Genomic DNA, 14010 nt, shown 5'->3' on the forward strand with positions numbered 1-14010 from the left:
CCCTGAATGCATGGACCCGGAGCACAACAACCTATTCGAGGCGTTGAAAAGGGTTGCGGTCGAGCTGAACCAGACACGAGCACAGCTGCGGGAACACGAGGAGCGCGCGGATGTGCGGGTGGCGATTGTGGGTGTGGGGTGTCGGTATCCGGGTGGGGTGGAGTCGGCGGGGGGTTTGTGGGATGTGGTGGTGGGGGGTCGGGATGTGATTTCGGGGTTTCCGGTTGATCGGGGTTGGGATGTGGAGGGGGTTTTTGATCCGGATCCTGATGCGTTGGGTAAGACGTATTGCCGGTTGGGTGGGTTTTTGGATGGTGCTGATCGGTTTGATGCGGGGTTTTTTGGGATTGGGCCTAGTGAGGCGTTGGCGATGGATCCCCAGCAGCGGTTGTTGTTGGAGTGTTCTTGGGAGGCGTTGGAGGACGCGGGGATTGATCCGGTGTCGTTGCGGGGTTCGGTGACTGGGGTGTTTACCGGGTTGATGAGTTCTGATTATGGGGCGGGGCGGGTGTCTGGGGATTTGGAGGGTTATGGGTTGACGTCGGCGGCGGCGAGTGTGGCTTCGGGGCGGGTTGCGTATTTGTTGGGGCTAGAAGGTCCGGCGGTGTCGGTGGATACGGCGTGTTCGTCGTCGTTGGTGGCGTTGCATTTGGCGGCGGCGTCGTTGCGGTCGGGGGAGTGTGATGTGGCGTTGGCGGGTGGGGTGACGGTGATGGCCACACCGGCAACGTTTGTGGGGTTTTCTCGGCAGCGGGGATTGGCGGCTGATGGGAGGTGTAAGGCGTTCGCGGGGGCTGCGGATGGGACGGGGTTCTCTGAGGGTGCTGGGGTGGTGGTGCTGATGCGGTTGTCGGAGGCGCGGCGGCGGGGCCTTGCGGTGTTAGGGGTAATCGCGGGATCGGCGGTGAATCAGGATGGTGCTTCTAATGGGTTGACCGCACCCAATGGGCCTGCGCAGCAGCGGGTGATCGAGGCGGCGTTGGCTAACGCGGGGTTGACCGCTGCGGATGTGGATGTGGTGGAGGGCCACGGGACGGGCACCACGTTGGGTGATCCTATTGAGGCGCAGGCGCTTTTAGCGACTTACGGGCAGGCTCGCCCGGCCGATCAGCCGTTGTGGCTGGGTTCGATCAAGTCGAATATGGGCCATACTCAGGCCGCGGCGGGAATCGCTGGGGTGATCAAGATGGTGCAGGCGATGCGCCATGAGCTGATGCCGGCGACATTGCATGTGGATGTGCCTTCCCCGCATGTGGATTGGTCCTCGGGGGCGGTGTCGTTGTTGACCCAGCCGCGGCCCTGGCCGGCGGTGGATGGCCGGCCGCGTCGGGCGGGGGTGTCGTCATTTGGGATCAGCGGCACCAATGCGCATGTGATCGTGGAACAGGTTTGCCCTGAGGTGGTGGCCGAAGCCGTTGATGTGTCCCCGGATTCGCTGCCGTGGGTGGTTTCGGGCAAGTCGGAGGCCGCGGTAGCCGCGCAGGCAAAGCGGCTACTCGCTGCCGTGCAAGCCGATGAAGGCCTCGATCGGCTCGATGTGGGCTTCAGCTTGGCACGGCGCACGGCGTTTGAGTATCGGGCCGTCGTCCTGGGCGAGGACCGTCCGCAGCTGATATCGGGATTGACCGAACTGGCCGCCGGGCAGCCCGGCCCAACAGTACTCAACGGCCGAGCCGCCACGGTAGGCAAGACCGTCATGGTATTTCCCGGCCAAGGCTCGCAATGGCCGGGAATGGGCCGCGAATTGTTAGCGGCATCGCCGGTGTTCGCGGAGCACATGCGCTTGTGCGCAGAGGCGTTGGGCGAGTTCGTGGATTGGTCGTTGCTCGATGTGGTCAACGGCGTCGCGGGGGCGCCGACGCTGGATCGGGTGGATGTGGTGCAGCCCGTCTTGTGGGCGATGATGGTGTCCTTGGCCCAGTTATGGCGCTCGGTGGGCGTGGTTCCCGACGCGGTGATTGGGCACTCGCAGGGTGAGATTGCTGCGGCGTGTGTGGCCGGGGCTTTGTCGCTGCGTGATGGCGCGGCCGTGGTGGCCTTGCGTAGTCGGGCGCTGGTAGATCTGGCTGGCACCGGCGGCATGGTTGCTATCGCATGCGGTGTCGAGCGGGTGCGCGAGTTGCTGGCCGACTACGGAGATCGGCTGAGCTTGGCTGCGGTTAATGGTGTTGCGGCGGTAGTGGTTTCCGGCGAAGCCGAAGCCTTGCGCGGATTGACGGGGCGTTGCGAGGCCGCGGGCATGAGGGCGCGCCGTGTCGAGGTGGACTATGCGTCGCATTCCGCGCAAGTGGAATCGATCGGTTCTAGCCTGGTGGCAGCCCTGGCCGGGGTGCGGCCGCGTTCGTCAGACATCGAATTTGTCTCGACGGTGACCGGTGCGTCGGTGGATGGCGCTTCGTTGGACGCCGACTACTGGTATCGCAACATTCGGCAGACGGTGCGCTTCGATCGAGCGGTGCGTTACTGCCACGAGCAAGGGTGCCGGACCTTCGTTGAGGCCAGTCCCCATCCGGTGTTGCTGGGCGGTATCGAAGAATCGCTGGCCGAGGGGATCGGGCGGCCCGATTCCGCTGGGGTGATCGTGATTCCGACATTGGGCCGCAATGAAGGCGGCGTAGAGCGGTTTTGGATGTCGCTAAGCCAGGCGTGGCTGGCCGGGGTGGGGGTGGATTGGTCGGCGGTGTTTGCGGGCTCGGGTGGTCGGCAGGTGGAGTTGCCGACGTATGCGTTCGCGCGGCGGCGGTTTTGGCTGGACGGCTCGGCCAGCGCTGCCGATGTGGGCGAGGCGGGGCTGGTAGCGGCTGGGCATGCGTTGTTGGGTGCGGTCGTTGAGCAGCCCGATACCGGTGCCGTGGTGCTGACCGGACGGTTGTCGTTGGCGCGTCAGCCCTGGCTGGCCGATCACCTGGTCGGCGGCGCGGTGCTGTTCCCCGGCACCGGATTCGTGGAACTGGCCATTCGCGCCGGTGATGAAGTCGGATGCGGTGTGGTCGAGGAGTTGACGCTGGCGACGCCGTTGGTACTCAATGCCGGCACCGCGGTACAGGTGCAGGTGGTGGTGGCTAGTGCCGGGCAGTCGGGGCAACGGTTGGTGTCGATGTACTCCCGCGCGGACCAACCCGATCAGCATTGGGTGTTGCATGCGCAAGGCAGTGTGGCACCCGCAGCGGTGCAGCCGGCCCCGGCCGCCTCGGCCGAGCTGTCGACCTGGCCCCCGGCCGGTGCAGAGGCGGTCGATATCGGTGGCCTCTATGAACGGCTGGCGCGACGAGGCTATGGGTATGGCCCCGCCTTTCAGGGACTGCGCGCGGTCTGGCGGCGCGGCCGCGACGTCTTCGCCGAAGTCGGCCTGCCCAACGACGAGGGCCTGGACCTGACCGACGTCGGGATCCACCCAGCACTGCTGGATGCGGCATTGCACGCATGGCTGTGCGTGGGTGGCGACGGCGAGGCGACGGTGCTGCCATTTTCCTGGCAGCACTTGTCATTGCACGGCTCGGGCGCTTCGCGGCTGCGAGTTTGCATCGCGCCGGCTGGACCGAGCGCGGTATCGGTGGAGTTGGCCGATGGTGCGGGTCTTCCGGTCCTATCGGTGGGTTCGCTAACTACCCGCCCGGTTGGCGCCGCGCAGCTACGGGCCGCGATGTCAGCGGGAGGCGATGGCACCGGCCGGGAGCTGTTGAATGTGGTGTGGACGCCGATCACGTTCGAGCGCGACAGCGTTCAGCGCGAAGGCGAACGCCGGGTGGTCTCCTGGGATGACTTCCTTGCCGGGCGTTGTGCCGCTGCGCGGGACCTTGACGGGGACGTTGCGGTTGTGTGGCAGTGGGAGTCCGGCGGCGCGGAGTCGGTGGTGAACACGGTGTATGCGGCCACCCACCGAGTCCTAGAGGTACTGCAGCGCTGGTTGGCTGACGACCTGCCCGCCGTGTTGGTGGTGTGTACGCGGGGGGCGATGGGGCTCGCCGGCGAAGCCATCACTGACCTGGCCGGGGCCGCGGTGTGGGGGTTGGTGCGGTCGGCCCAGACCGAACACCCGGGTCGCATTGTGCTGATCGACACCGACACATCGATGGCCCTGCCCACGGTCATCGGCGTAGGGGAACCGCAGTTGGTGGTGCGCGCGGGTGATGTGTACGCCGCCCGGCTTGCCCGAGGCAGGGCGGCGCTGCGCACACCGGACGCGGGCCAAGGGTGGCAGCTGGCCGCCACCGGCGGGGGCACCTTTGATGACGTCGTGTTGGAGCCGTGCCCGCGGTCGGATGAACCACTGGCGGTGGGCCAGGTGCGGGTCGCATTGGCTGCGCTTGGGGTCAACTTCCGGGACGTGCTGGTGGTGTTGGGGCTGTATCCCGGCAACAAGCCCACCCTCGGCGGCGAGGGCGCCGGGGTGGTGGTCGAGGTCGGCCCGGGAGTCAGCGGGCTGGAACCCGGTGATCGCGTCCTGGGACTGATGAGCGGCCGTTCGGAGTGTGTGGTTGATCAGCGGCTGTTGGTTCCGATACCGGCAGGGTGGTCGTTTGCCGAGGCGGCCAGCGTGCCGATCGTGTTCCTGACGGCCTTTTACGGGTTGTCGGATCTGGCGGGGCTTCGTCGTGGAGAGTCGGTGTTGGTCCATGCGGCCACCGGCGGGGTGGGCATGGCAGCGATTCAACTGGCGCGGCTATGGGGGGCGCGGGTCTTTGTGACTGCCAGCCGCGGCAAGTGGGACACATTGCGCGCAATGGGTTTTGACGATGATCAAATCGCGGACTCCCGCACGTTGGAGTTTGAGGAGAAGTTCTCGGCGGCCACCGGCGGCCGTGGAATCGATGTTGTGCTGAACGCGCTTGCGGGAGAGTTCACCGATGCCTCGCTGCGGTTGCTGGCCGACGGGGGGCGCTTCATCGAGATGGGTAAGACCGATATCCGTGACGCCCAGGAGGTTGCTCAAGAACATCCTGGCGTCAGCTATCGGGCATTCGACCTGGCTAACGAGGTTGCGCCGCAACGCCTTGGGCAGATGCTGGCCGAATTGATGACGCTGTTTGCGGCCGGGAAGCTGCATCGGCTGCCGGTCAAGACCTGGGATGTGCGGTGCGCTCCGCAGGCCTATCAGTTCGTCAGTCAGGCCCGTCATATCGGCAAAGTGGTCCTCTCCGCACCAACGGAACTGCGCGATGCGCTGGCGGCAGGCACGGTATTGATCACTGGCGGCACCGGGCTGGTCGGCTCGGTGTTGGCTCGCCATTTGGTCAGTGCCTACGGCGTGAGGAATCTGGTGCTGGTCAGCCGCATGGGCGAACAGGGCGCGGGTGTGGCCGAGCTGGTGGATGAGCTCTGCGAAGCTGGCGCCCGCGTGCTGGTGGCCGCTTGCGACGTGGCCGATCAGAGTGCGGTGGAGAAATTGATAGCCGGCTGGGGCCGGGAGTATCCGGCGCTAACTGGGGTCATTCATGCGGCCGGGGTGCTCGATGATGCGGTAATCACCTCGATGACACCGGATCGAGTCGATTCGGTGCTGCGGGCCAAGGTCGACGGGGCGTGGAATCTACACCACGCGACTCGTGGTCTCGGGCTGTCGATGTTCGTGTTGTGCTCCTCGATTGCGGGGGTGGTTGGGGCTCCCGGTCAGGGGAATTACGCCGCGGCCAACGCGTTTTTGGATGCGCTCGTCACAGACCGGCGCGCACACGGGTTGGCGGGCGTGTCGTTGGGGTGGGGGTTATGGGAGCAGGCGAGCGGCATGACCAAACATCTGCGCGGCAGCGATGTGAGTCGGCTCAGTCGCGGCGGGTTCGCGGCGATATCCGCCCAGCAGGCGCTCGATCTATTCGACGCCGCGCTGATTGTGGATCAACCCACAGTACTGGCCGCCCGTCTCGATCGCAGAGCGTTGGAAAACCCGGCGCTCAATGCCGACTTGCCGACCCTGTTTAGCGACTTGATTACTCGGCCCATGCGGCGCAACGTCGATAACGACGGCACACCAACGGAATTGGCGCTCGTCAACCGCTTGAACATGATGACCCCGGATGAGCAGCACGACCTGCTGACCGAAGTTGTGTGTACCCAAGCGGTGATGGTGCTGGGCCGGCTCAATGCCGCCGACATCGACCCAAACGCTACCTTCAGCGACCTCGGGTTCGACTCGCTGACAGCTATCGAGCTTCGCAACAGGCTCAAAACCGTTACCGGGCTGACTTTGCCGCCCACTTTGATCTTCGATCACCGAGCCCCGAGCGCGCTCGCCCAACACCTCGGCCAACAACTGTGCGCCACCCATCAGCACGAATCTCACAACGCCATGGCGCCCGCCGATTCTGAGGACGAAAAGCTGCGGTCCATCCTCAGTGCGATCTCGGTTGCCGATCTGCGAGATGCCGGCCTGCTGGACAAACTGCTACGCCTGCGGAAAGACCCCGATCGAAATCTCCGGGTGGACCGGGTGGACAACGTGGGAACCAAGCAGCAGGAACTCGAAGGCATGATCAACTCGTTAAGCCCCGAAGAATTGGTAGCGATGGCGCTCGCCGAGCCCTCCGGAGGCAATCGCATAGATAGCGGCGGTTAGCCCTCGGGCCCGATGCGATGCAACAACTGGGTCCGAAGTGCGCTCGCGGTCAGCTGTCGCAGCCGGATAGGGCGTGGCTCGATACGGCGCGTTCGTCAAGGTCCCAGCCGAGCACCGACCGGCTTAGCGCGCTCAAACTCAGCGGGTCACAGTTGTCAGCCACCGGCGCTCGGGCAATAGGCCAGTCGACCCAAATATTTCCCCGCCACGTTTCCAAGTTTTCGCTGTGGTCAACGTCATCGGGGTGCAACCCCGACTTGAAATACATGTTTGCGTTGGGGGCGATGCCTTCAAAAAAATGGGATACGGGGCAGCATGATCGTGCGGCGCAGCGTTTTGATGGGATGGAGCCAGGCCCACGAAGCGCCGCCGAGCCATACACTTGCCGCGTGAACATCAGCAAGGCCATCGTCGGCGCAGCGACAGCACCTATCCGGGCCGGCGTCGCGGTGGCCGACGCCGGACTCAGCGTTGCGGCCGTCGCGCTCGGGGCTGTGAAGCAATCCTTGGGTGAGGAAAGCCCGAAGACGGTAGACCCGATCACCGACCTATTTCCGCTGCGCGGCGCAATCGTGGGCGCCAACCGAGTTGCCGAGTTGACCGAAAACGACAGGGCGATGGGGCGCGCTCTGGTCCGGGGCGGGGCGGCGGACAAGCTGATGCGTCCGGGTGGGATTGTTGACCTGTTGACCGCACCCGGGGGTTTACTCGATCGGGTATCAGCTGCAGACAGTTCCTCGCTAGAGCGGATCCTGGCGCCCGGGGGGCTCGCTGATCGGCTGCTCGCTGAGGACGGGCCGCTGGAGCGGATGTTCGCCGAGGACGGCATTATCGAGCGGATGTTCGCCGAGGACGGCGTCATCGACAAGCTGCTGGTCAAAAACGGGCCGCTCGAGCAATTCACCGAAGCCGCCGAAATCCTGAGCCAGCTCGCGCCCGCCGTGGACAAGTTGACGCCCACCACCGACACCCTCGAGTCCGCTGTCGTCACCCTCAACAAGATGGTCAACTCGCTCAGCGGCATCACCGATCGCATTCCACGGCGGCGGTCGACGCGGCCGGCGGTGCGCGCCAAGCGCACCACGGACCAAGCTGGCGTCGATGAGTGAGTCGACCGGCGCACCGGCACACCCCCGCTAAGCCATGGTGTCCGCCTGGCGAGCCCGTAGGTGATGGCGGTGGGGGAGTGCACCACGCTGATTGCCTGGGAGGCCTGGCGTTTCCGGCGCGGTGACGGCGCGGCGATCTCGCGGCGCCAACGGGCCCGATTGCAGATGCTGGTCCGGCATGCGCGAACGGCGTCCCCGTACTATCGCCGCCTGTACCGGGACATTCCTTCGGGGCAGGTCCCGCTGGCGTCACTGCCTGTCGTGTCCAAGCGCGACCTCATGGCGCATTTCGACGACTGGGTGACCGACCCGGACATCACCATCGAGTCCCTGCGGCGCGACTTCTTGTCCGACCACTCGCTGCTGGGGGCCCGCTATCTGGACCGTTACCACGTCGCGACGACATCGGGAACGAGCGGAGAGCCGGCCATCCTGATTCACGATGACGCGTCGTGGGCGGTGTTCCAGTTCGTGGGCCGCCGGGGCGAATCGCGGTTCATCGCTCGACGAGAGCTGCTGTCGGGGGTGCTGCGGCGCGGTCTGCGTGCTGCGGCGCTGTTCGTTGCCGACGGGCACATCGGTGCCTCGGCCGCGTTGGCCGCTGCGCGACGCCGCAGCGCCTTTCTGGCCAGCCGCGCACGGGTCTTCTCGGTGCTGCGACCGGTGCCGGATCTGGTGCGGGAAATCAACGAGTTTGAGCCAACGATCGTGGAGGGCTACCCGAGCGCGTTGGCGCTGCTGGCCGGCGAACAACGCGCTCGGGTAGCGATTGAGCCCCTGCTGGCGATCGCCGCAGGCGAGCAGCTGACGCCCGCGCTGCGCGCCGACATCGAGTCGGCGTTCGGCTGCCCGATCCAAAATCGTTATGCCTCAGCCGAATTCCCCGGCTTGTCGATGGAATGTCGTTACGGGTCATTGCATGTCAACACCGACTGGTATCTATTCGAGCCGGTCGATGAGAACTACCAACCCGCGGCAGCGGGGGCTGTCTCCCACACCGTTTTGGTCACCAACCTGGCCAATCGGGTGCAGCCGCTCATCCGCTATGACCTGGGTGACCGGGTGAAACCGACCGGCACCCCGTGCGCGTGCGGCAATCGGCTACCGGCCATCACGGTAGAAGGGCGCGCCGCCGATCTGCTCTCATTCGAGGCGCCCGATGGGACCGCGATCACGGTGTTGCCGCTGGCCCTGGTGACCGTAATCGAAGAAACCCCGGGTGTGCACCGGTGCCAGGCCATCCGCACCGGTCCACGGGCCTTGACGGTGCGGCTGGAGATGTCACCCGGCACGGACCCGGGCCAGGTGTGGCGTGCGGTCGACGAGCGGTTGCACGCGTTTTTCGCCGCGCAGCAAACCGCACCTGTTGCGGTGGAACACGCGGTCGAACCGCCCGCCGTCGACCCGCGCAGCGGCAAGTTCCGCCAGGTATGGTCAGCGCACTGATCGTCACCACCATCGCGAGTTCTTTTCGAACGCAACATGTTTGCGGTCATGCCCGGCAGGTGAAGGCAACGGCGACGCTGGGTCAACAGGGCTAGCGCCGCTTTGTCACGACAGATGGCCCCGGTCGATTTCCCGCTGAATCTGCTCTTCGGCTATCGGTCGCATGCCCAGGAATACGCCGAGGCCGTGAAAGACGAGGCCGATCCCCCAGCCCAGCGCGGGCCATATCGGCCAGAAGTACCCGCCGGAGGTAAAAAACCAGATCGCGACCAGCGCCGCGTTGCCGAGGATGTAAGCGCCCAGGTGCCACCAGAAACTGCGCTTCGCATGGATTCGGGCTGCGCCTGGCGTCGCTGTTCATCGGTCATATCGCCTCGTTCGAGCCGGCAATCTCCAATGTCCTCGAGCATACGGGCAGGCTCGACGGAAACGTAGTGCCTTGCTCGAGGTCGGGGCCCCTTTGCCGTCAGTGACGTAGCCGGCGCGCGCACCGGCTGGTCGGCTGTGGCCCGAAAACGCTTGCCCGGGTGAGTGGTCCAGATGCCCTACCGCGTGGGGCCCACCGGGGCCGCGGTCAGCTGAAGCGAACGTTCAGAGTCGCGAGGCCGAAGATCTTGCGGCCACCGGACTTTGCGGCGACGATGACGACGCCGGTGCGGGTCGCCGGGTCCAGCGACTTGATCCGGCCGCTGTATTCGATGTCCGCGCCTTCGGCGGCGGACACGATGGCGGGCTGGGACAGCCGCACCGCATAGCGGGTAACCGCGCCCGGGTCCCCCGACCATGCGGAGAGGAATCCGGCACCCAATCCCATGGTCAGCATCCCGTGGGCGATCACATCGGGCAGCCCCGCCAGCTTGGCGATGTTTTCGTCCCAGTGGATCGGGTTGGCGTCGCCGGCGACGCCGGAGTAGTTGACCAGGTCGCCGCGGGACAGTCGCGCGTGGCGGACCGGCAGCTCGTCGCCCACCTGCACGTCATCGAAGGACGGCGTACCCGGTGTGCGGGTCGTGCCACCGTCGGCGATGCGAATCTCGCCCTCGGGGCGCACCGTCTTCTGATATGCGGCATCGGCTGCGGCGATCTCGAGGATGTTCACGTCGTGCATGATCGTGTTCTGCACGGCCGACTTGATCGCCGGATCGACATCCTCGGCGGTGATGCCGACGACGGTGGTGTGCAAGGTGTGCACCCGTTCGCCGGCGGTGTCGGTGAAGGTGTTGGTCACGGTGATGAGGTCTCGGCCGGCGATCCTGCGTACCGAGGACAGTTCGACATCCACGTGCAGTTCGTCATCGGCCACGATCGGGCGGTGCTGCTCGAAGACTTCTTCGGTCTGCATGTAGGTGTCGTAGCCGACGACCACCGACTCGAACAGGTAGCGATTGGCGGCCATGGCCGGTATCGACGTGAAGGTCAGCGGCGTCACCAGACCGGAGTAGCCCAGCTTTTCGGCGGCGGCCATATCCCAGTGCGCAGGGTGGTAGTCCTGCACGGCGCGGGCATATTCGCGCACTTTCTCGCGGCCGACTCGGTAGGTTTCGTCCAGCCGGTAGTAGTGGCCGACCCGCGATTCCATCGCCGACGCTTCTGCTGCTGCGGTCATGAATTTGCTCAACTTTTCTATCGGCTTGTTCGGTGTGGCCGACCAGAGCACAGTAACGCGCCAAGGCCGCGTTAATAGACACCGATGGGGTTTGCCTGGCTGCTGTGGCCGGCGGCGGGGGTGTGCCGATGACCGGCCTGATCAGCCCGCCACGCCGTCCATGTGGTCCACCCCGGCGGCGCCATCGAGAATTTCTGTTCCGTCCGCGCTACGGTCCCTAATTGGCGTTTGTCGAATTGTGGCACTATTTTGCTGGGGTGATGTCCTCAGCTTTTGGTGCACTCGCACGCCGGATCGCTCCCTTCCTGGCCGTTTCGGCCGCCGCATACCTGGCGTTTTTTGCCGCCCCGGCGCCGGTCGTTCCGGCCCCGCCGATGACCCTGGTCGACGGGGCAAACCCGCTGGCCGGGCAGCCCTTCTACGTCGATCCCGGCTCGGCCGCAATGGTCGCGGCGCGCAACGCCAACCCGCCGAGTCCTGAGCTGAACGCCATCGCCAACACTCCGCAGTCCTACTGGCTCGACCAAGCGTTCCCGGCCTCCACCGTCGGCGGCACGGTTGCCAGGCAGACTGGTGCCGCGCAGGCCGCCGGCGCCATGCCGATTCTGACGCTCTACGGGATTCCGCATCGTGACTGCGGAAGCTACGCATCGGGTGGATTCGCGACGGGTGCCGACTACCGCGCATGGATCGACGCCATCTCGTCGGGCCTGGGCTCGGCGCCCGCGGCGATCATCGTCGAACCCGATGCGCTGGCCATGGCCGACTGCCTTTCGGCCGACCAGCGCCAGGAACGCTTCGACTTGGTGCGCTACGCCGTCAACACGCTGACCCGTGATCCGGCCGCTGCCGTCTACGTCGATGGCGGGCATTCGCGCTGGGTGAGCGCCGAGGAGATGGCCGCCCGGCTCAACCAGGTCGATGTGGGCCACGCGCGGGGTTTCAGCCTCAACATCTCGAACTTCTACACCACCGATGAGGAAATCGGCTATGGCGAGGCGATATCGGGGATGACGAACGGTTCGCACTACGTGATCGACACGGGCCGAAATGGTGTCGGCCCGGCCCCGGAGTCCCCGCTCAACTGGTGCAACCCTGACGGCCGCGCCCTGGGCGTGGCGCCCACCACCGCCACCGCCGGCGCGCATGCCGACGCGTACTTGTGGATCAAGCGGCCGGGTGAGTCCGACGGGTCGTGCGGCCGCGGTGAGCCTCAGGCGGGTCACTTCGTCAGCCAGTACGCCATCGACCTGGCCCACAACGCGGGCCAGTAGCGGTCTCACGTACCGGCCCATGCCGGGCCGGCCGGTCCCGTTGCCGCCTGGCTCTACCATATGGTAGGTCTATCTTTCCGGATTAGGTCTACCAAGCGGTATGGCTATTCCTCTGTGAGGGCGGGATAGGGGGGCGAGTGCGATGATCTCCACCAGCGGCACCGAGCGGCGTGCCGACGGCCGTCAGCTGCGCTATCAGCACCGGCGCGGCGAAATCTTCGACGCGGTCATGGCCCATGTGCTCGAACACGGGATCACCGGCCTGTCGTTTCGCACGCTGGCCGCCGCGGTCGGCGTATCGCATGTGACGCTGCGCCACCACTTCGGCACCAAGGACCAGCTGCTGGTCGAAATTCTTGGCGCGATCGGCACTCGGATCGTGATTCCGGAGCAGCTCGGCGCCGATGATGTCGAGGCGCTGTGGCGGCGTTGGAACGAGCCGGGAGCGCAGCGGCGGTCTCAACTGCTTTTCGAGGCCTACGCGCAGGCCGTGCGCCACCCAGACGAGTACCGCGGGTTCCTCGACCGCATCGTCACCGACTGGATCGAAACGATCCGTCAGCACGCTGTGCAGGCCGGATGCCCCAGCGAGGAGGCCGAGAATTTCGCCACGCTGCTCATCGCCCAGTTGCGCGGCCTGCAATTCGACCTGCTTGCTAGCAATGACCGAGCCCGTGTGGCCGTGGCACTAGGCACCGTTGTCGATGGCGTCCGCGCCAAACGCGCCGAATGGGACGCAAGTCGCTAATGGTGCGGTGAGACCGGAGGCTGGCGAATTTATGGAGTTCGGCGAAACGTGACGAGTCCGCAGCCCGAGTAGTACCGTGACGCGTCAGTCCTTCTTCACTATCCGGGAGTGGGCATGCCGAATATGGATATTCCATTTCAGCCGCTGCGAAATTCGTTGTACACGTCCCTAGAGCTGATGGGCGGCTTCGATCCGGAACGGCCACTCAGCGCCGCCGAAACGTTGGACTTTCAGACCTATCGTTACTTCACCGCCAATGGCGGGGCGTGCCCGAATGACCCCTACGCCGGGATGATGCAGGCATTGCACGATCACTCGATCATGCGCGCAATATCGAAGTTCTTCACCAGCGTCGACGTGCCCACGGTGGCGATCATGGGCGGCCATGACGTGCCGCGTAGCGCCGCAAGATACCTAGATGTCGTGCACGTTGCGCGGACCCTGACCCAAGGTGGATGTCTGGTCGCCAGTGGCGGTGGACCCGGCACGATGGAAGCCACCCACCTAGGTGCGCTGCTGGCGACCGCCTCGGATCAGGACGTGGCAGATGCGGTGCAGCACCTGAGGTCGCGGCCGACGTTGCCCGACACCACGTCGGTGGTCTCGCAGACCGGTGAGGTCGACACCGCGATCGTGCGCCAGTTGCACAGTTGGGCCAAACCCGCCTTCGAGATTGCCCAGACATTCACCGATCCCGGAGGGCGCAGTCTGGCCGTTCCCACCTGGCACTACGGCTGCGAACCGCTGACACCGCTGGCGACCCATGTGGCGAAGTATTTCCAGAACAGCCTCCGCGAAGACATGCTGCTCTCGCTGGCCGCTAACGGGATCATATATACCCCCGGCGCATCGGGAACACTGCAGGAGGTTTTCCAGAACGCCGCCCAAAACTATTACCCGAGATCCGGCCAGGAATTTTCTCCGATGATCTTCTACGGCAGGGAATTCTGGACCGAAAAACTACCGGTGCTGCCGGTTCTTGAAGGCCTATTCGTGGGTAATGCGAAGCTGACGCCCGAGGAATTCGGCCGGTTGATTCGGGTGGTCGATACCGCCGAGGAGGCGGTCAACGCCCTGCTGGAGCATCGCCCGTCGACCACCAAGATGATCCATCGGATGCAAGCCGAGGGATTTGGGCCGATCCTGGCGGCCGCCGCCGGATCCGCTGAGGCGGCCACGAGTGTGCTGGGGGCGCGCTAGGTTCTTGGCGCCAGTGCCCGCGCTCAACTAGTCGGGCGGGGTAACGGTTCGAGCACGTTTCGGTCGTGACGCGA

8 protein-coding genes are annotated in these 14010 nt (G+C 65.4%); 6 read left to right on the top strand and 2 right to left on the bottom strand.

Features of this window, described 5'->3' with window-relative positions:
* Positions 1–10 precede the first annotated feature (10 nt).
* The 3 genes from CCUG20998_RS00470 to CCUG20998_RS00480 all read left to right on the top strand — a co-directional run bounded on the left by CCUG20998_RS00470 (position 11) and on the right by CCUG20998_RS00480 (position 9108).
* Positions 11–6553, top strand: coding sequence for a type I polyketide synthase (locus CCUG20998_RS00470; protein ID WP_240642870.1), 6543 nt, complete (start codon positions 11–13; stop codon positions 6551–6553).
* Between the two features lie 389 nt (positions 6554–6942).
* The gene (locus CCUG20998_RS00475) at positions 6943–7662 is read left to right on the top strand and encodes a hypothetical protein (protein ID WP_020731255.1); all 720 of its coding nucleotides are present in this window, start codon (positions 6943–6945) and stop codon (positions 7660–7662) included.
* A 63-nt stretch (positions 7663–7725) separates the two neighbouring features.
* Positions 7726–9108 (top strand): phenylacetate--CoA ligase family protein, encoded by a 1383-nt coding sequence (locus CCUG20998_RS00480; protein ID WP_231389807.1) that lies wholly within the window; start codon positions 7726–7728, stop codon positions 9106–9108.
* A gap of 105 nt (positions 9109–9213) precedes the next feature.
* On the opposite strand, the gene CCUG20998_RS00485 is transcribed toward CCUG20998_RS00480, so the two are convergent.
* Positions 9214–9441 (bottom strand): 2TM domain-containing protein, encoded by a 228-nt coding sequence (locus CCUG20998_RS00485; RefSeq protein ID WP_321572221.1) that lies wholly within the window; start codon positions 9439–9441, stop codon positions 9214–9216.
* Between the two features lie 241 nt (positions 9442–9682).
* A complete protein-coding gene (locus CCUG20998_RS00490) occupies positions 9683–10714 on the bottom strand; it encodes a fused (3R)-hydroxyacyl-ACP dehydratase subunits HadA/HadB (RefSeq protein ID WP_036451725.1) in 1032 nt (343 codons plus the stop codon).
* A gap of 260 nt (positions 10715–10974) precedes the next feature.
* Here CCUG20998_RS00490 and CCUG20998_RS00495 point away from each other — a divergent pair, with 260 nt between their 5' ends.
* The 3 genes from CCUG20998_RS00495 to CCUG20998_RS00505 all read left to right on the top strand — a co-directional run bounded on the left by CCUG20998_RS00495 (position 10975) and on the right by CCUG20998_RS00505 (position 13936).
* Positions 10975–11988, top strand: a complete 1014-nt coding sequence (locus CCUG20998_RS00495) for a glycoside hydrolase family 6 protein (RefSeq protein WP_015353949.1) — start codon at positions 10975–10977, stop codon at positions 11986–11988.
* A gap of 142 nt (positions 11989–12130) precedes the next feature.
* Positions 12131–12736 (top strand): TetR/AcrR family transcriptional regulator, encoded by a 606-nt coding sequence (locus CCUG20998_RS00500; protein ID WP_020731258.1) that lies wholly within the window; start codon positions 12131–12133, stop codon positions 12734–12736.
* Between the two features lie 114 nt (positions 12737–12850).
* On the top strand, positions 12851–13936 hold the full coding sequence (locus CCUG20998_RS00505; protein WP_020731259.1) for an LOG family protein: 1086 nt from the start codon (positions 12851–12853) through the stop codon (positions 13934–13936).
* The last annotated feature ends 74 nt before the right edge of the window (positions 13937–14010 follow it).

Source organism: Mycobacterium marinum (genome assembly GCF_003391395.1).
GTDB lineage: Bacteria > Actinomycetota > Actinomycetes > Mycobacteriales > Mycobacteriaceae > Mycobacterium > Mycobacterium marinum.

Excerpts from the sequence above, each read along its gene's own strand:
- CCUG20998_RS00495 (WP_015353949.1), top strand. The coding sequence starts at position 10,975 with ATGTCCTCAGCTTTTGGTGCACTCGCACGCCGGATCGCTCCCTTCCTG.
- CCUG20998_RS00505 (WP_020731259.1), top strand. The coding sequence starts at position 12,851 with ATGCCGAATATGGATATTCCATTTCAGCCGCTGCGAAATTCGTTGTAC.
- CCUG20998_RS00500 (WP_020731258.1), top strand. The coding sequence starts at position 12,131 with ATGATCTCCACCAGCGGCACCGAGCGGCGTGCCGACGGCCGTCAGCTG.
- CCUG20998_RS00490 (WP_036451725.1), bottom strand. The coding sequence starts at position 10,714 with ATGACCGCAGCAGCAGAAGCGTCGGCGATGGAATCGCGGGTCGGCCAC.
- CCUG20998_RS00470 (WP_240642870.1), top strand. The coding sequence starts at position 11 with ATGGACCCGGAGCACAACAACCTATTCGAGGCGTTGAAAAGGGTTGCG.
- CCUG20998_RS00480 (WP_231389807.1), top strand. The coding sequence starts at position 7,726 with ATGGCGGTGGGGGAGTGCACCACGCTGATTGCCTGGGAGGCCTGGCGT.